Consider the following 16,335-nt stretch of genomic DNA (forward strand, 5'->3'; position numbering starts at 1 on the left):
GAGCCCCCGGCCGCGTCCGGTTCGGGTTCCGGTTCCGGTTCCGGCGGGATCTTCTCGCCGCCGTACCTCGCCGCCACCCTGACCTTCGCGGTGGTGATGTTCCTGACCGGGTTCGCCGCCCTGGCCGTGGTGCCCACCCTGCCGACGGCGGCCCGCGACCTGGACGGCGTGTCCCTGTTCCCCGTCGTGGCCGGCTGCTTCGTCGCCGCCGGGCTGTTCGGCGGGGTGCTCGGCGGGCACTGGGCGGACCGGTCCGGCGCCCGGCGGCCCCTCGCGCTCGGCATGGTCCTGTCGGTGCTCACCCTGCTGGTGTCCGCGTCCAGCGTCTCCGTCTGGCAGCTCGCCGCCGGCCGGTTCGTGGACGGCCTGGCCGCGGGCCTGGTCGCGGTGTCGGTGACCACCGCCGTCGGCCAGGCCTACCCCGAGCACCTGCGGCCCCGGATGCTCGCGCTGCTGAGCGCCGGCTGGGTCCTGCCGTCCCTGCTCGGCCCGCCGCTGGCCGGCCTGGTCGTCCAGTGGTGGTCCTGGCGCGCGGTCTTCTACGGCCTGGCCGGGCTGACCGCCCTGCCCGCCGTGGCCCTGGTCCTCGTCCTGCGCCGGCCCGCCCCGCACCCGGCGAGCGGACCGACCGGGACCGGCGAAGTCCCCGCCGGGCGGCCCCCGTTGCTGGTCGCGGCCCTGCTCAGCGCGGGAGCGGCGCTCGGGCAGTACGGGGCCTCCGGGTGGGATCCGCGCCATCTGGCCGCGGTCGGCGCCGGTGTCGTCCTGCTCGCCCTCTTCGCGCCCCGGCTGCTGCCGCGCGGGACCTTGCGCGGGGCCCGGGGGCTGCCGGTCACGGTGCTGCTGCGCGGGCTGACCTCCGGCACCTACTTCGCCGTGGAGGCACTGGTACCGCTGATGCTGATCACCGAGCGGCGGGTCGACGCGGTCGTGGTCGGCGCCGCGTTCACCGCCTCCGCCGTGCTGTGGGCCGCCGCCTCCTGGGTGCAGGGCAGGCTTCTCCAACACGTGGCCCGGCACCGGCTGGTCACGGCCGGCGCCCTGGTCATGGCCGCCGCCGTGGCCCTCGCGGTGGCCGGCTGCTCCGGCGGCCTGCCTGCGGTCACGGCCGCGGCGGCCATGCCGCTGTCCGCCGTCGGCATGGGGCTGCTCGACCCCTGCGTCACCGTGCTCTCCCTCAAGCACAGCCCCCCGCACCGGCAGGGCCACACCACCAGCGCCCTGCAGACCAACATGAACCTCGGCCAGGTCGTCGTGCTCGCGCTGGCCTCCGCCGTCCTCAACGCCTGCCTCGCCGCCGGCGCCGGCCCGCTCGGCGGCTACCGCGCGGCCTTCGCGCTGCTGCTCCTGCCGCCCCTGCTGGTCGCCGTGCTCGCGGTGCGCGCCCGCGGCGACTGACCACGGGGGCACTGACCGCAGGCGGCGGCGGAACGGGCACGCGCGGCCGTAACGATGCCATGAAGTGGGCTCGTTCAGGCGTGAACCGGTCGCGTCCTGGGCACGGACCCCCTACCGGTGCGCCGAACCGCGCGGTGCCGGCAGGAGGAGGGCGTCATGGACCGTCGGATCCGGGTACGTGTCAGCCGGCGGCCCGCCGCGCCGCGCGGGCAGGAGATCGACCGCAGGACTCCCTCGGGGCGTGTGCTGCCGTACTGACCCGGCGGACCGCGGCGGCCAGCGCGGAGCGCAGCGGCTCCGGCGGCGGCGTGCCGTCCGGCGCGGCGCTCGCCGTGACCGCCGCCGCGACCTGCCGCAGCTTGGTGTTGGTGCGCTGGGACGCCTCCCGCAGGATGTCCCACGCCTGCTCGGGCGTGCAGGCGTGGGCCGCCATCAGGACGCCCCGGGCCTGGTCGATGACCGGGCGGGAGTCGATCGCGTGCCGCAACTGCGCTATCTCCAGGCGCAGTACGTCCAGTTGCTCGGCGCGTTCCCGGGCCACCGCCGAGGCCGCGCGGTCGCGCAGACCGGCGGGCGGTGCGCCGCCGAGCGGGTCCACGGGGTCCAGGCCCGTCAGCTCCAGCACCCGGCGCGGCTGTCCGCGCCAGCCGGTGGCGGCGACCGGTACGTTTCGCCGGCGGCCGTACTCGCGCAGCGTGTCCAGGGCCGTCAGCCCGGCCGTGTCCAGGAAGACCACCTCGCCGGCGTCCAGCTCGACCCGGTCGATGCCCGGCGGCAGCGCGGCCAGGGCCTCGGCGAGGGTGTCCGCGCCGCCGTGGACCAGTTCGCCCCGGGCGCCGAGGAGAGCCCGGCCGCCCTCCACGCGGACGCCGACGGTCAGGGGTACCGCTCGTCCGCCCCGCGGTGCGCGTGCCGCCGTGGTCATGTCTCCCCTCCCGGTCCACCGATCCTCCATCGCCCCTCGCCTGCCCTCCGCACGCCGCCCTACACCCACAGGGGCGACCCAGCAGCCGACCGCCCCCGACCACGCCCACGGCACCCCCCGCGCGCCCACGACACCCCTCGCGCGCCCACGGCACCCCCCGCGCGCCCACGGCGCCCCCTCCGGGCACCGGCCGCGCCTGCCAGGTGTCGGCCGCGCCTGCCGGGCGTCGGCTTCGTCCCGCCGGGGTGAGTCGCGTCTGCCGGGTGGCGGCCGTTCCTGCCGTCGTCAACCGCGCCTGCCGGGCGGAGGCCACGGCTGCCGGGGGCGGTCGCGTCGGCCGGCGTCAGCCTTCTTGCCGCGCCTCGCCTGTCAGGCGTCGGCCACCCCTGCCAGGGTGACGCGCGTCTGGCGGGGTGACCCACGTCCGCCGGGTGTCGGCTTCGTCCGCTGGTGTCGGCCATGTTCGCCGTGGTGACCCGCGCTCACCAGCGTCGGCCGTGCCGTCCGAGTCCGGCCCATGCCCGCCGGGTGAAGGCCACTGCTGTCGGCTGTCGGCTGTCGGGTGTCGGCCGCGCCCGCCCGCCGTGGCGACCCACGTCCGCCGACCCACCCATGCCCGTCGGGCTCGGTCGGCTCCGTCAAGCACCGGCCCGCGTCCGCCGGCCCCCACCGCGCCCGCCCCCTACCCGCTCCCACCACCCCCGACTCCCCGCCCCCCCGGCCACGATCCGTGCTCGGTAGGGGTCGTGGAGGGCGCATACTGGGCTGCTGTGTATCCGTGCGACTGGGAGATGGCATGAGCGCACCCGAGCCGGCCCGGCTGCTGCCGACGGCCGCCGTGCCGAAGCAGGCGGCGCCGCGGCTCGACGTGTACCCACTGACCGGGCGGAGCGGTTTCCGCGCGGTGGGCGAGGTGATCCTGCCCACGCGGGACACCTGGGAGCGCGCGTTGGAGCGGGTCGTGCGTGAGGCCGAGGACGTCGGGGGCGAGGACGTGTACTACTTGGAGCTTTCCGCGGTGACCTTCGTCGACGTGGCGGGCGCCGGCGTGCTGGCGGACACCGCCAGGAGCCTGGACGGCCGCCGCCGGCTGGTGCTGGACCGACCACCGGATTCCTTGTCGCGGATACTGGGGCTGCTGTGGCCCGGCCTCACGGGGATCGAGGTGTCGGCGTCATGACCACGGCGACCCACCCCGTGGAACCGTTCGTCCACCCCGCGCTGTTCTACGCCGACACCCACCAGTACCTGGCCGGCACCGTGCCCTTCATCCGCGAGGGGCTGGCGGCGGGCGAGCCGGTCGCGGTCGCCGTGCCGGGGGAGAACCTGGCGCTGATCCAGGACGCCCTGGGCGCCGACGGCGACGCCGTACGGTTCCTGGACATGCGCGACGCCGGCCGCAACCCCGGCCGGATCATCCCCGGCGTGCTGCGCGCCTTCGCCGACGCCCAGGCCCCCGGCCGGCGGGTGCGCATCATCGGCGAACCGATCTGGGCGGGCCGCAGCACGGACGAGTACCCGGCCTGCGCCCAGCACGAGGCACTGATCAACGCGGCGTTCCAGGGCCGCGAGGTCACCATCCTGTGTCCCTACGACACCTCCCGCCTGGACGAAGAGGTGCTGGCCGACGCCCACGCCACCCACCCGGTGGTCATCCCGGCCGGCTCCGCCGCCGAGGTGGCCAGTACGGCGTACGACCCCGACGGCGTCGTGGACCGCTACAACCTGCCGTTGCCGCCCGCCCCCGCTCCCGGCGCCGGTCCCGAGGTGTTCGGCACCGCCTTCACCGAGGACGCCCTCTCCGTGGTCCGGCGCCTGGCCACCGACCACGGTGCCCGGCTGGGCCTGACCGGGACGGCCCTGGAGAACCTGGCGCTGATCACCGCCGAGCTGACCACGAACAGCGTGGTGCACGGCGGCGGCACGGGCACGCTGACGGTGTGGCCGCAGGACGGGTACGTGCTGTGCGAGGTCCGTGACAAGGGGCGTCTGGCCGACCCGCTGGCCGGCCGTCGCCCGCCCGCCCGCGACCAGCGCGGCGGACGCGGGCTGCTGCTGGTCAACCTGCTGTCCGACCTGGTGCGCGTCCACACCGGACCGGAGGGCACGACCATCCGCTCCTACCTGGGCCGTTGAGGGCCGGGCCCGGCCGGGGCCCCGCCGCGCTCCTGCCCCGGGCCGCCGGCCCCGGCCTGCGCCGTCACCTCGGGCAGCGGGTCGGCGCGGCGAGCCACGTCGAGCAGGGCGTGCACGGCGGCCTCGGCCGGGCCCAGCCGGGTGCGCCAGCGGGCGACGATGCTGACGGGCCGGACCGGCTCGGTCAGCCGCACCTCGACCAGCTCGCCCTCGCGCAGCTCCCTGGCGACCGCCAGTTCCGGCAGCAGGGTGACGCCTTGCCCGTGCCCGATGAGCCGCAGCAGTGCCGCCAGCGAGCCTTGCAGCAGCGTCTGCCGGACCCCGGCCAGCAGGTCGCGGCCGAGGCGGTCCACCAGCATCTGCGAGGTGCAGCCGCGCTCGGCCACCAGGAAGTCGTAGCGCAGCAATTGTTCCGGGGTCACCTGTTCCCGCCGGGCCAGCGGGTGGCCGGGTGCCGCCAGCAGCACCGTCCGGTCGTGCCCCACCACCGCGTGCGGGCCGTCCACGCGGACGGCGTTGTCGTACTGGAGGACGAGGTCCAGCTCGCCGGCCGCGAAGGACTGGTCGAGAAAGCCGCGGGCCGCCACGGTCAGAACGGTCTCGGCAGCCGGGTCCGGGCCGCCCGCGCCGTATTCCAGCGCGGCCAGCACCTCGGGCATCCAGGCGTGGGCCAGCGACTCCTGCGCTCCCACCCGCAGCCGGGTCCGCTCACCGCGGGCCGCCCGGCGCATCCGCTCCTCCAGCTCCAACGCCTCGCGCGCGTACGGCAGCAGCCGGGAACCGGCCTCCGTGAGCACCGCCCCGGTGCCCGCCCGGACCAGCACACCGATCCCCAGATCCGCCTCCAGCCGCTTGAGCTGGGCGCTGACGCTGGACTGCGCGTAGCCCAGGGCCTGGGCGGCGGCCGAGATGCCACCGTGCTCGGCGACCGCGACGAGTGCGCGCAGATACCGGGAGTCCATGGGCGACAGCGTAACCACCCCCATCGGACTGTCCGATAGGGGTCACGGACTTACGGCGTCGCGGGACGGCACGCCCTCGGACAGGCTGCCCGCATGACCTTGGCAGAACGTGGCACGACTCCCGTGGAAACCGTGACGACCCGAGCGGTACCCCTGTGCGGCCCACCCGGACCGGCCCCCCGTACCGGAGGGCTCCGCATCGCGCCGTCCACCGGTGCCGGCCCCGCGTCGACCGGTCGTCTCGCTTTCGCCGGCATCGCCGTCGGCAACCTTCTCGTCCTGCTCGACACCTCCGTCCTCAATGTCGCCGTTCCCGACATCCAGGCGTCCCTGCACCCGTCGTCGGCCGCGCTGCCCTGGACCGTGGACGCCTACACGGTCGTCTTCGCCGGACTGCTGCTGGCCGGGGGAGTCGTCGCCGACCGCTGGGGCGCCCGGCGCGTCTACGCCTGCGCCCTCGCCCTGTTCGCCGCCCTGTCCGTCGCGTGCGCGCTCGCGCCGGGGGCCGGCACCCTGATCGCCGGCCGGGCCCTGCTCGGTGCCGCGGGCGCGGGCCTGGTACCCGCCTCGCTCGCGCTGCTGATCCACCTGAACCCCGACCCCGCCCGCCGCACCCGCGCCATCGGCGCCTGGACCGCGCTGAGCGGACTGGGCGCCGCCGTCGGTCCCGTCCTCGGCGGCGCCCTGGTCGAACTGGGCGGCTGGCGCCTGGTGTTCCTCGTCAATCCGCTACTGGCGCTGGCCGCGCTGCTGCCGGTCCGCCGGCTGCCCGCACCGCCCGTCCGCGACACCCGACCGCTGGACCGGCCGGGCCTGCTGCTGTCCACCGCCGGCCTCGGCCTGCTCACCTTCGGCCTGGCCGAGGCCGGTGTCGAGGGCTGGGCCGCGCCGCGGGCCCTGCTGCCCGTCGCCGCCGCGTCGGCCTGCTTCGCCGCCGTGGTCCTGGTGGAGCGCCGGTCGGCCTTCCCGGTGCTGCCCCCCGCCCTGCTCGTCCTGCCGAGGGTGCGGGCCGCGATGGCCGCCGCCGCGGTGTCCTGCTTCGCCTACTTCGGCGGCATGTACCAGCTCGCCGTATGGTTCCAGCACACCTACGACCTCACCCCGTTCCAGGCGGGTCTCGCCTCGCTGCCGATGGCCTTCCCCGTCTGCGTGATGCCGTTCTTCACCGGCCGGCTGGTCGCCCGCCACGGGCCGCGCCCGGTGCTGCTGGCCGGTACGTCCGCGGCGGTGACCGCCGGTGCGCTGCTCGCCTTTGCCACCGGTGACCATCCGCCGCTGCCGCTGGTCGTCGCCGCGGAGCTGGCGCTCGCCGCGACCGGCACACTGTCCATCCCCGGTGCCGCCGCGGCGGTCGCCGCGGCCGCGCCGGCCGAGTACGCCGCGACGAGCCAGGGCGCGTTGAACGGTATCCGGCAGGCCGGCTCCGCGCTGGGCGTGGCGGTCCTCGGCACCCTCGGAGGGCTCAGCACGTCCGGGTACGTTCTCCTGGGCGCCGGGATGTGCGCGGTGTGGGTGGTCGCGGCCGCCGGGGGCCGGGAGTGACGGGCGCCCGGGAGTGACGGCGCCCTCGCACGACGCCGCAGGGGCCCCTCACGCCGCCAGCGGATTGAGCTGGAGCGGCTCGATCCGCCCCTCCAGCATCGCCCCGAGCCCCTGTGCCGCGCACACGTCCGGGCGTTCGGCGATGTGCACCGGCATCCCCGTGGCCCGCCGCAGCATCTGGTCGAAGCCGGGCAGCAGGGCCGAGCCGCCGACCATCACGATCCCCCGGTCGGCGAGGTCGGCCACCAGGTCGGGCGGGCAGTCGCGCAGCACCTTCCCGATGCCGTCCAGGACGGCCGTCAGCGGCGTCTGGATCGCGTCCCGTACGGCCGCGGTGTCCACGCGCACGCTGCGGGCCAGCCCCGTGGCCACGTCCCGGCCGTGGATCTCGGCCGACGCCGGGCCGTGCGGGGTGAGGCCGTTGCCGGACAGCGCCAGGTGCAGCGGCCGTACCGACTGGGTGGGCAGCACCAGTTCGTGCGCGTGCCGCAGGTGCTGCACGATCGCGTGGTCCACGGCCTCGCCGCCCACCGGGATGCGCTCGGCGGCGACGATGGAGCCCAGCGAGAGCACCGCGACCTGGGTCGCCGCCGCCCCGCACACCATGATCATGGTGGCCTCGGGCCGCTCCACCGGCAGCCCGCAGCCCACCGCGGCGGCGATCAGCGTGTCCACCAGCTCCACCCGGCGCGCCCCCAGCCCGACCAGCGTCTCGACGGTCGCCCGCTGGGCCAGTGGGTCGGCGCCGTGCGGGGCGCAGGCCGCCGCCCGCAGCCGGGGCTTGCGGCGCAGCATGCGGTGCGTCTTGTCGCCCAGCAGGTGCCGCAGCATGCGCTGGGCCATCTCGATGTCGACCACGGTGCCGCCGGAGACGGGCCGGACGACCTTGATGTAGTCGGGGGTGCGGCCCGTCATCTGCTCCGCGAACTCGCCGACGGCGATGAGCGCGCCGCTGCGGGTGTTCACGGCGGCGGCCGAGGGCTGGTCCACGACCAGACCGGCGCCCTTCACGTACACCCGGGTACGCGCCGCGCCCAGGTCGACGGCGAAGTGGCAGCGGCGCAACTGCTCCAGGCTGACGGTCACGGCGGATCCTCCCGAATGCGCGGGCCTTGGGGTGCCCGACTGGTCGGCGGGCCCACTGGCATCCTGACGCGCGGCCGGGAGCGGGCGCCCGCTGGGCACGGCCGGGCGGGGTGCCGCCGAACGGGCGTAATTCCCGGCCGCACCGGTGTGTCGGCGGGCCACAAGACCTGTCGGTGGGTCACAGGCCGCCGGGTCGCGGTCCTGTCGGGTGACAGTCCTGCCGGCGGGTCACAGCGCCCGCGCGGCCTCCAGCAGCGGCTCCAGGGAGGAGACGGTGACCTCGCTGCCCTCCCCGCGCAGCCGTCGGCGGCCGGCCGCGGTGGGCGCGTAGCCGATGAAGCGGACGCCGAGCTGCTGGGCGGCGGTGAGTTCGGCGACCGAGGAGCTGATCAGCACACCGCCCCGGGGCGGCGTGCCGACGGTGTCCAGGGCGCGCAGCAGGCAGTCGGGGTGCGGGGTGAGCAGGCCGAGGTCGTCGCGGCGGCCGTGCACGCCCGCCAGCGGCAGCCGGTAGGGCAGCAGACAGTGGTGGACGGCGGCGGTGGACACGTCCGTCACCACGCCGACCCGGCGCCCGGACCGGTGCAGGGCGCGGACCAGGGCCAGGGAGCGGTGCGTCATGGGGGCGTCGGGTACGGCGGCCAGTTCCAGCTCGTCGAGGCGGTTCCGCAGCAGCGGGCCGAGCCGGTCGTGGGCGAAGGCGCGCAGCAGGTCCAGCGGATGGGCGAACGCCTCCCGGCCGGCGGCGCCGGTGGCGGGCAGCGGCCGGCCCGACAGCGCGTCCTGCGGGTCGCGGTGGTGGGCCACCAGCGACAGCAGGTCGAGCACCGCCTCCCGCGCCGAGTGCGTCGTGAACAGCCGTGCCAGCGGCCCCTCGAAGCCGACCAGCACCGTCTCGGCGTCGCCGAGGAGCGTGGCCAGCCGCCGCCGGGACGGCACGGGCGGCTCCGTCGCCGGGGCCGGCGCCCACTCGGGTGCCAGCTGCACGGTGTACGACACCGCCAGCCCCGGCACCGGCCAGTCGGCCACCTCCGCGTTCACCGCCCGCTGGGCCGCGCCCGCCCGGCGCAGCGGATGGCGGCGGGTGATCGGGGCCGCCGCGGCGCACAGGTGCCGCAGCAGCAGCCCGGGGATGCCGGTGGCCTCGGCGCGGACGAAGGCGACCGGGTCGGCCACCCGCCAGGTCAGCAGCACCGCGGCCTGGAAGGCGCCCTTGCCGGAACTGGGCAGGGACACGATCCGGCGGATCTCGTGCGGGGTGAGGTCGACCGAGTAGTACGTCTCCGGGCGGGGCGGACGGGTGCCGTAGGGCTGGATCGGGTCGAGCAGGGTCAGCGGGCCGTCGGGCCGGGTGTGCACGACGGCCGTGCGGCCCGGGGTGGGGACGCCCAGCTCACGCAGGTCGGCCGTGATGAACGGGCCCTGCACCAGGTCGCGTTCACCGGGTTCGGCGGCCTTCGGGCCGAGCAGGCAGTACCAGGCGGCCGGCGGGCTGTCCGGGGCGTCGTCGGCGAACAGCGGCCTGAAGCGCCGGGCGCGCTGGGCGGCGGAGCTGGCGGCGAACTCGTCGTACAGCGCGGGCGGTACGACGACCGTCACGTCCGCGCCCGTCTCCGGCGGCGGCACGGGCGGCCGTCCGAACGTCACCGTGAGCCGGGGCGGATCGCTCAACCGGGTGAGCGCGTACGGGAGTTCGCGCAGCACGGCGACGAGCACGGGCAGCAGATACGCGCCGGGTCCGGTGCGCACCAGGTAGCCGTCCGGGCGGACGGTCACCTCGTACCGGCGGGGGCTGACGGAACCGCGCGCGAGGATCTCGTGCACCGCGGCTTCGAGGGTGACCCGGGCCTCCGGGCGCCCGGTCAGGTCGTCGGCCGTGAAATGGATGCCGGGGGGGTCGGCGGGGGGTTCCTCCTCGGCCAGGGCCGTGAGGGTGCGGCGCAGCGCCGCCAGGTCGGTCCGGGCGGCCTCGGCGGCCGGGCCCGGGACCCCTTGCAACGGCTCGCCCCGCCACAACGCCAGCGCGTCGACGGCCAGTTGACGACCGCGCTCCGGTTCGCCGGCGGCCCGGGCCCGTTCGGCCTCGGCGGCCAGCCGGCGGGCACGGAAGACGTCGATGTCGTCGGGGGCGGACAGACGGAGGCGGCCGGTGCGGTCGCTGGTGAGGACACTGGAGCCGAGGCGGCGCCGGAGACCGGCGAGGTGCGCGTCCAGCCGGCCGGCGACGGCGGGGGTGAGCGGGCCGCCGAAGACGCCGGCGGCCAGCTCGTGCCGGGTGGCGGTCCGGCCCTCGCTCAGGAGCAGCAGGCACAGGATGGCCTGGTCGTAGGGGTCGCCCAGGGGGCGCGGGCGGTCGTCGAGCCACACCTGCAGCGGGCCGAGGAGGGAGACGCCGAGGGTTCTCGGGCGGCGGAGGTCCTCGGCGCCGCGCCGTTGCCGCTCCGGGACGTGGGACAGCAGCGCCTCGGCCGCCTCCGACTCTGCGACGGCCGCGTTGCCGCCGTGGCGGTACAGGTCGTACACGAGGTGCCCGAGCGCCCGCAGGTTGTCCGCACGGTCCTCCTCGGCGACCGGCGCGGTGTCCGTGCAGGTCAGCACGGGCCCGTCCGGGGTGAGGACCACCGCGGACGGCTCCAGCCTCCCGCGCGGGCCGTCCTGCGCGTGCAGGGCGAGCACGGCGTCGGCGAGTCGGGCGAGCAGGGCGCGGAGCTCGTCGTCGGGCAGTCGGCCGGAGGGGTCCGCCAGGTGCTCCTGGAGCGTCGGGCCGGTGACGAACTCCCGCACCAGGTACGGCACTCCGTCCTCGACGCCGTGGTCCCGGACCGGCGCGATCCCGGGGTGGCGCAGCGCGCCGAGGGCCCGGCCCAGGTCCAGGAAACCGGTCAGGTCCCGCGTGCCCGGATACCTGTTCACGACGACGGGGGTGCCTTCTTCCCGGGTGTCCTCCGCCAGCCGGCCCGTGTGCTCTCCGATGCCCGTGCCCTCCACCGGCCGCAGCAACCGGTACCGCCCCGCGAACAGTTCCCCGGCGCCGTCCGCCGCCGAGGACCCGGTGCTGTCCGCCGGCAGGTCCTGGGTGTCCTCCGCCGAGGAGGACCCGGTGCCGTCCGCCGACAGGTCCTGGGTGTCCTCCGCCGAGGAGGACCCGGTGCCGTCCGCAGGCAGGTCCTGGGTGTCCTCCGCCGGCGAGGACCCGGCGCCGTCCGCCGACAGGCGTCGCGCGCTGTCCTCGCGGACCATGGCGAACGGATCGTCCTCCACGGCCGTCCCCGTGCCCCGCGCGGACGGCACCGACGCACGGAACTCGCCCGGTGCCCGGCCCGCCCTGCGGTCGATGAACTCGCCGACGCGGTCGAGGAGTTCGGTGGTGCGGTGGCGCTCGGTGCGGGGCAGGCCGAGCAGCAGCAGCTCGCGGACGCCGTCCCGGAACGCGTAACAGCCGGGCGGGCCGCCGGGCACGGTGGTGAGCATGCCGCTGAGGATGACCTCGGCCAGGTGCCGGGGCCGCGGGTCCGGGTCGACGGCGGCCTGGACCAGGCGCATCACCGGCAGGTCGGGGCGCCCCACCGCGAGGTGCCCGGCCAGCCGTACCGCCTCCGGCGAGGCGGTCGCCCGGAACCGCAGCACCAGCTCCTCGGCGGTGAGCCGCCCGACGTCGGTCCGGTCCTCGGCGTCCGCCGGCAGCGGACGGCCCAGCTCGGCGACCGCGGCGGGGAACTCCGTGCCGCCCGGCGCGGCCAGCAGCCCGGCCCAGTGTGCCAGCCACCGCGGCTCCGGCTCCAGCACGGGCAGCGGCACGGTGCCGCCCGGCCGGGCCCGCTCGTCCGAGGCGGGATCTGCGGACCGGTCGTACGGCGAGAACGTGAGCGTCGCCGAGGGGGCCGCGGGGTGCGGGGCCGACAGGCTGCCGGGTTCCGCGGGCAGGGCCGTGTCCCGCCACAGGTGTTCCGGCAGCGGATTCACGACGGCCAGCGGCATCCGGCGCGCCCAGCGGTGCAGGGCGGCGTACCAGCGTTCCCCGGCGGGGCCCTCCCGCCACTGCGGGCCCATGCAGTCGCTGATCAGGAGCGTGACGGTACGGCCGTCGGCGGGCGCGGGCACGCCGGGGCCGCGCACCCGGCCGTCGGCGTCCGCCTGGTAGAGACCGATGGTGCGGAACGCGCCCGACTCGCCCAGCACCGTGTGCAGTTCGCGCACCAAGGGGCGCCAGACCGGCATGGTCGGCCCGGCGTCGTACACCAGGTTCAGCCGCAGCCAGCGCTCCCGGGCGGGGCGCAGCACCGGCAGCCACCACGCGGGGTCGGCGCCCAGCCGGGCGATGCGGTCGGCGGTCGCCCGCTCGTCCAGCTCCCGGCCCACGGGCGCGTCGGTGCGGCGGGCCAGCGGACGCAGCGCGCGGTGCAGGGCGAGGCGGTGGCGCAGCATCGGGGGCGCCGGGGCGAGGAGTGTGGCGTACGGCCGGGCCGCCGCCGGGGAGGGCCGCCGGGCGGGCAGGTGCAGGGGCACCCGGGCGGGGGCCGGCGGTGGCGCGGGCGCGGACGGCGGCCCGGGCGGGGCCGACGGCTCGGGGGCCGGTGGCTCCGGCGCGGGCGGGGACGGCGGTGTCGGCTCCGCCGCCTCCGGTCCCTCGGCCTCCGGCCCGGTGACCTCGGCCCCCTGTACGTCGGTGCCGGGCTCCTCCCCGGTGGTGCCGGTCTCCGTTCTCATGTGCCGCGCCAGCCACAGCACCTCGGCCAGTTCCAGCGGGGTCGGGCGCACCCCGTGGGACACCTGGGCCAGCACCTCGGCCAGGCGGACCACGGGGTCCGGGGAACCGGCCGGCCCGGAGGTCTCAGAAGACATCGGACTGCGCGCTCTGCCCCAGGTAGGGCATCAGCTGCTCGGCCAGCCGGTCCAGGGACTCGGCGTCCAGGCCGGCGGAGCGGGCCAGGTAGATGGCGTTCAGCAACTGGTCGGTGGCCAGGTCGCCGGCGCCCGACCGGGACAGGAAGCGGTCGATCAGGGTCCGGGCGTAGGCGTCGGGCTCGCCCAGGTGGGCGCGGACGATCTCGGCGAGGTGCCGGTCGTCCGGCTGCCTGAGGTGCAGCGTGACACAGCGGCGCAGGAAGGCGGGCGGGAACTCGCGCTCGCCGTTGCTGGTGAGGACGACGAACGGGAAGGCCCGGCAGCGGACCCGGCCGCGCACCACCGGGACCCGCTCGTCGGTGCCGTCGGCCAGCACCTCGGCGACGCCGTCCGGGGTCAGCCGGGAGGCGCGCACCAGCTCGGGGATCTCGTACTGGCCCTCCTCCAGCACGTTCAGCAGGTCGTTGGGCAGGTCGAGGTCGCTCTTGTCGATCTCGTCGATGAGCAGCGCGCGGGGCCGGGCGTAGGGCAGCAGCGCGGTGCCGAGCGGGCCGAGCCGCAGATGGTGCTCGATGCCGGACCCGTCGATCACCCCGCCCGTGTCCCGCGTACCGCCCGTCCGCCCCGGCCGGGCCGCCTCCTGCCGGGCCGCGTAGAGCCGGGAGAGCGGGTCGTACTGGTAGAGGCCGTCGTGCAGGGTGCTGCGGCTGGTGATGTTCCAGCGCAGCACCGGCCCGAGCCCGAGCTCCCGGGCGACCGCGTACACCAGCGAGGACTTGCCGGTGCCGGGCGGGCCGGTGACCAGCAGCGGACGGCGCAGGTACAGGGCCGCGTTGACCAGTTCGACGGTCTCTTCGGTGGCCTGGTAGGTCTCGGCGCGGTGGGTGCGGTCGGGGGAGTGGGCGGCGGTGTCGGCGGCGGCGTCCGGCGCCGGGAGCACCGGCCCGCCGTCGAAGTCCCGCCAGGGCGGGGGCGCGGGCAGCTTGGTGATGCCGTCGTGCGGCTCGTTCGTACCGGTGTAGACGGGCCACAGGGGCATGGGCTCTTCTTCTCCGTGGGGGCGGTCGGGCGGTCAGGCGACGGGCGAGTGCAGGCTCGCGCCGGTCTCGGGGAAGCAGCGCGGGTCGTCCCAGAGCAGCTGGAGATGGCGGGCCCAGTGCCGCTCGGGCTCGTCGGCGGCCTCCGCGGTCAGCCGCAACGACATGACGTGCCGGGGGAGTTCGGCGGGTGGCACGTCGGCGATGGAGGCGGTGAGCCGGTCCAGGAATTCGGTGCCGGGACAGGTCGCGCCCGCGTGCGGGCCGCCGGAGCCGGCGGGGTCCGCGTACGGGCAGTCGGCGCCCGAGGGGTCCGGGCGGGGGCTCTTGGCGCCGGGGGTGGCCGGGTACGGGCTCGCGGCGCAGGGCGCGTCCGTGCGCGGGCTCTTCGCGTCGGGCGTGCGTGTCGCCTCGGCGCGGGGCGTGTCCGTACGCACGGTCTCGGCGCGGGGTGCGTCCGTACGTACGGCTTCGGCGCGGGGCGCGTCCCCGTGCACGGCGCAGGGAGTGCCGGTCCGGGGCCACAGCAGGACCGGTACGGGCACGGTGAGGCCGACCTCGAACAGGGGGCGGGCCGCCGTGGGCGGGGCGGCGAAGCCCGCCAGCCGGGCGTCGCCGTCCCACAGCCGCTTGCGCAGGCTCGGCGGGCGCTCCCGGGTGCCGCACTCCACGCGGTACACCTCGGCCCCGCCCCCGGTGTCCAGCTTCTGCCACTTCTTGCGCAGCTGGTGGCGCAGCCGGCCGCTGTGGTGACGCGCGCGGTCGGTCACCACCAGGGGATAGGCGCAGCCCAGCGGCGTACTGTCGTCCGCGCCGCACTCCCAGTGCGCCACCGCCTCGTTGAGCCACTCGCGCGGCAGCACGAACGTCACCAACTCGTCGGCGTCCGGCGCGAGATGGGCGACGGCCTCGTCGATACGGCTCTGCACGTACGCCCGCACCCCGGTGCGGGGCAGCCGACGGGCGCCCACCGGCCGGCGCCGGCCGTCGCGGTACGCGGACACCTCCACGGTCACCTGGTCGGGCCCGGCGCCGCTGTGGTCGATCTCCACGACGACCGGCGACCAGAGGGGCCCGTCCTGCGCGGTCGCCGCGTCCGGGGCCGGCCGGAGCGGTGACTCCGGTCGTCCGTCGAGGAGCCCGGCGAGCCGGTCGGCGAACCTCGGCAGCGCGTCCGGGTCCGGCACCTCCCAGCGCACGTAGTCGGCCGCCGCCCGCAGGGAGGGGAAGCCGCCCGGGGGCAGGGGCGGCCCGAGGAGGCCCACCGCGTCCAGGTACAGGCGGTTGGGGTCGAGGCCCGCGCCGGGGTCGGCGGCGGCCCGGCCCAGCAGGTCGTACAGCCGCCGCAGGCCGTCGTCCCCGAGGCCGGGTACGGGCACCAGCTCGGCCAGGCCGGGCCAGTACCGGGCCAGCACGTCCAGCGGGAGCATCCGGCCCTTGCGCACCTCGGGCGACGTCCCCAGGGCGGTGGTGACCATGCCCACCACCCTGCCGTCCGGCAGCGTCGCCGCCGCCCCGCTGAAGCCCTCCACGATCGGCTGCCCGTGACCGTGCCACGTCACCAGCTCCAGCCACTCGCCCGCGATCAACTGCGCCGAGACGGCCTGGTATTCGGCGAGCGTGCCCTCGTCGTAGTTCTTGGGGAAGCCGTAGGAGACCAGTTTCGGGTACGGCTCGGTGTACGCGGCCTCCGGCGGGGCGAACCGGGCCGGGGCGAGCGGGCTGTCCTTCGCGAGTTCGAGTACGGCCACGTCGCCGGGGTCGGTTTCCCGGCCCTTCCAGTCGCCGTGGGCGACGACCGTGGCGGACAGCTCGCCCAGCTCCCGGGCGTGCGGGAAGCTGACCGTCACCGGGGCCCAGTCGTGCTCGCGGACGACGTGGGCGCAGGTGAGCAGCAGGCGGCGGGTCACCAGGAAGCCGGCCCCCACGAATCTGCCGCAGGCGATCCGGGCGTGCCAGGCGGCGCCACGCATCACCGGCTCCCGGGCTCCGGAGCCGACGGGCTCTGTCCGGGCACGGCCGGCGTCGGCGCGCTCCGCCCCGGCTCGGCGGGTGCCGGCTCGGCCCGCTGTGACCCGGCCCGCTCCGGGGACCAGCTGAGCTTGACCACCAGATGACCCTCGGCCGACCCCTTGGCGATGATCGCGCCGGCCTCGGCGGACAGCCGTACGCCGAACTCGATCTCCACCGCGTCGGGGCGCAGGCTGCCGTCCCGGAAGACCCGCAGCGCCGCCGCTGCCGCCGCCCTCACGCCGTCCAGCGCGCCCTCGAAGGTGCGCGCTGCCTGCGCCGGTCCGTCGCCGCGCGAGACGAGGCGGGCGCCCGATCTGGCGTTGCCGTCGTCGACCACGACGAGCGAGCCGTCCTCGGTCCTGAACTCCAGCAGTCCGTCGTCCATGACGCA

Annotated in this window: 11 protein-coding genes; 4 read left to right on the forward strand and 7 right to left on the reverse strand. The window is 76.6% G+C overall.

What is annotated here, in order from left to right; all coding sequences use genetic code 11:
• Positions 1-48: 48 nt before the first annotated feature.
• The gene (locus Srubr_RS37860; protein ID WP_229926759.1) at positions 49-1,398 is read left to right on the forward strand and encodes an MFS transporter; all 1,350 of its coding nucleotides are present in this window, start codon (positions 49-51) and stop codon (positions 1,396-1,398) included.
• Between the two features lie 181 nt (positions 1,399-1,579).
• Here the strand turns inward: Srubr_RS37860 and Srubr_RS37865 are convergent, their stop codons facing one another.
• Positions 1,580-2,323, reverse strand: coding sequence for an ANTAR domain-containing response regulator (locus tag Srubr_RS37865; protein ID WP_189996837.1), 744 nt, complete (start codon positions 2,321-2,323; stop codon positions 1,580-1,582).
• Positions 2,324-3,119: 796 nt separating this feature from the next.
• Between Srubr_RS37865 and Srubr_RS37870 the strand changes: the two genes are divergently transcribed.
• Entirely contained in the window at positions 3,120-3,503 is a 384-nt protein-coding gene (locus Srubr_RS37870; RefSeq protein WP_189996836.1) for an STAS domain-containing protein, read from the forward strand.
• A complete protein-coding gene (locus Srubr_RS37875) occupies positions 3,500-4,459 on the forward strand; it encodes a sensor histidine kinase (RefSeq protein WP_189996835.1) in 960 nt (319 codons plus the stop codon). Before Srubr_RS37870 ends, Srubr_RS37875 begins: the two co-directional genes overlap by 4 nt.
• Here the strand turns inward: Srubr_RS37875 and Srubr_RS37880 are convergent.
• A complete protein-coding gene (locus Srubr_RS37880) occupies positions 4,444-5,421 on the reverse strand; it encodes a LysR family transcriptional regulator (RefSeq protein ID WP_189996834.1) in 978 nt (325 codons plus the stop codon). The genes Srubr_RS37875 and Srubr_RS37880 overlap by 16 nt on opposite strands.
• 132 nt (positions 5,422-5,553) lie before the next feature.
• Here Srubr_RS37880 and Srubr_RS37885 point away from each other — a divergent pair, with 132 nt between their 5' ends.
• The gene (locus tag Srubr_RS37885; protein ID WP_229926753.1) at positions 5,554-6,963 is read left to right on the forward strand and encodes an MFS transporter; all 1,410 of its coding nucleotides are present in this window, start codon (positions 5,554-5,556) and stop codon (positions 6,961-6,963) included.
• 48 nt (positions 6,964-7,011) lie between these two features.
• On the opposite strand, the gene Srubr_RS37890 is transcribed toward Srubr_RS37885, so the two are convergent.
• The 5 genes from Srubr_RS37890 to Srubr_RS37915 form a co-directional block, all read right to left on the reverse strand.
• Positions 7,012-8,049: a rod shape-determining protein gene (locus Srubr_RS37890; protein WP_189996832.1), complete on the reverse strand. Its 1,038-nt coding sequence runs from the start codon at positions 8,047-8,049 to the stop codon at positions 7,012-7,014.
• Positions 8,050-8,277: 228 nt separating this feature from the next.
• A complete protein-coding gene (locus Srubr_RS37895) occupies positions 8,278-12,891 on the reverse strand; it encodes an SAV_2336 N-terminal domain-related protein (protein ID WP_189996831.1) in 4,614 nt (1,537 codons plus the stop codon).
• Positions 12,881-13,933 carry an AAA family ATPase gene (locus Srubr_RS37900; protein WP_189996830.1) on the reverse strand — a complete coding sequence of 351 codons (1,053 nt, stop codon included), beginning with the start codon at positions 13,931-13,933 and terminating at the stop codon, positions 12,881-12,883. The genes Srubr_RS37895 and Srubr_RS37900 overlap by 11 nt, the downstream gene beginning before the upstream one ends.
• A gap of 33 nt (positions 13,934-13,966) precedes the next feature.
• Positions 13,967-15,904 carry a VMAP-C domain-containing protein gene (locus Srubr_RS37910; RefSeq protein ID WP_229926752.1) on the reverse strand — a complete coding sequence of 646 codons (1,938 nt, stop codon included), beginning with the start codon at positions 15,902-15,904 and terminating at the stop codon, positions 13,967-13,969.
• Positions 15,904-16,329, reverse strand: coding sequence for a CU044_2847 family protein (locus Srubr_RS37915; RefSeq protein WP_189996829.1), 426 nt, complete (start codon positions 16,327-16,329; stop codon positions 15,904-15,906). Before Srubr_RS37915 ends, Srubr_RS37910 begins: the two co-directional genes overlap by 1 nt.
• Positions 16,330-16,335 lie beyond the last annotated feature (6 nt).

The organism is Streptomyces rubradiris, from assembly GCF_016860525.1.
Lineage (GTDB): Bacteria > Actinomycetota > Actinomycetes > Streptomycetales > Streptomycetaceae > Streptomyces > Streptomyces rubradiris.

Bases quoted from the DNA above. Each gene is read 5' to 3' on its own strand.
- Srubr_RS37865 (WP_189996837.1), bottom strand. From the start codon at position 2,323: ATGACCACGGCGGCACGCGCACCGCGGGGCGGACGAGCGGTACCCCTG.
- Srubr_RS37870 (WP_189996836.1), top strand. From the start codon at position 3,120: ATGAGCGCACCCGAGCCGGCCCGGCTGCTGCCGACGGCCGCCGTGCCG.
- Srubr_RS37875 (WP_189996835.1), top strand. From the start codon at position 3,500: ATGACCACGGCGACCCACCCCGTGGAACCGTTCGTCCACCCCGCGCTG.
- Srubr_RS37880 (WP_189996834.1), bottom strand. From the start codon at position 5,421: ATGGACTCCCGGTATCTGCGCGCACTCGTCGCGGTCGCCGAGCACGGT.
- Srubr_RS37895 (WP_189996831.1), bottom strand. From the start codon at position 12,891: ATGTCTTCTGAGACCTCCGGGCCGGCCGGTTCCCCGGACCCCGTGGTC.
- Srubr_RS37900 (WP_189996830.1), bottom strand. From the start codon at position 13,933: ATGCCCCTGTGGCCCGTCTACACCGGTACGAACGAGCCGCACGACGGC.
- Srubr_RS37910 (WP_229926752.1), bottom strand. From the start codon at position 15,904: ATGCGTGGCGCCGCCTGGCACGCCCGGATCGCCTGCGGCAGATTCGTG.
- Srubr_RS37915 (WP_189996829.1), bottom strand. From the start codon at position 16,329: ATGGACGACGGACTGCTGGAGTTCAGGACCGAGGACGGCTCGCTCGTC.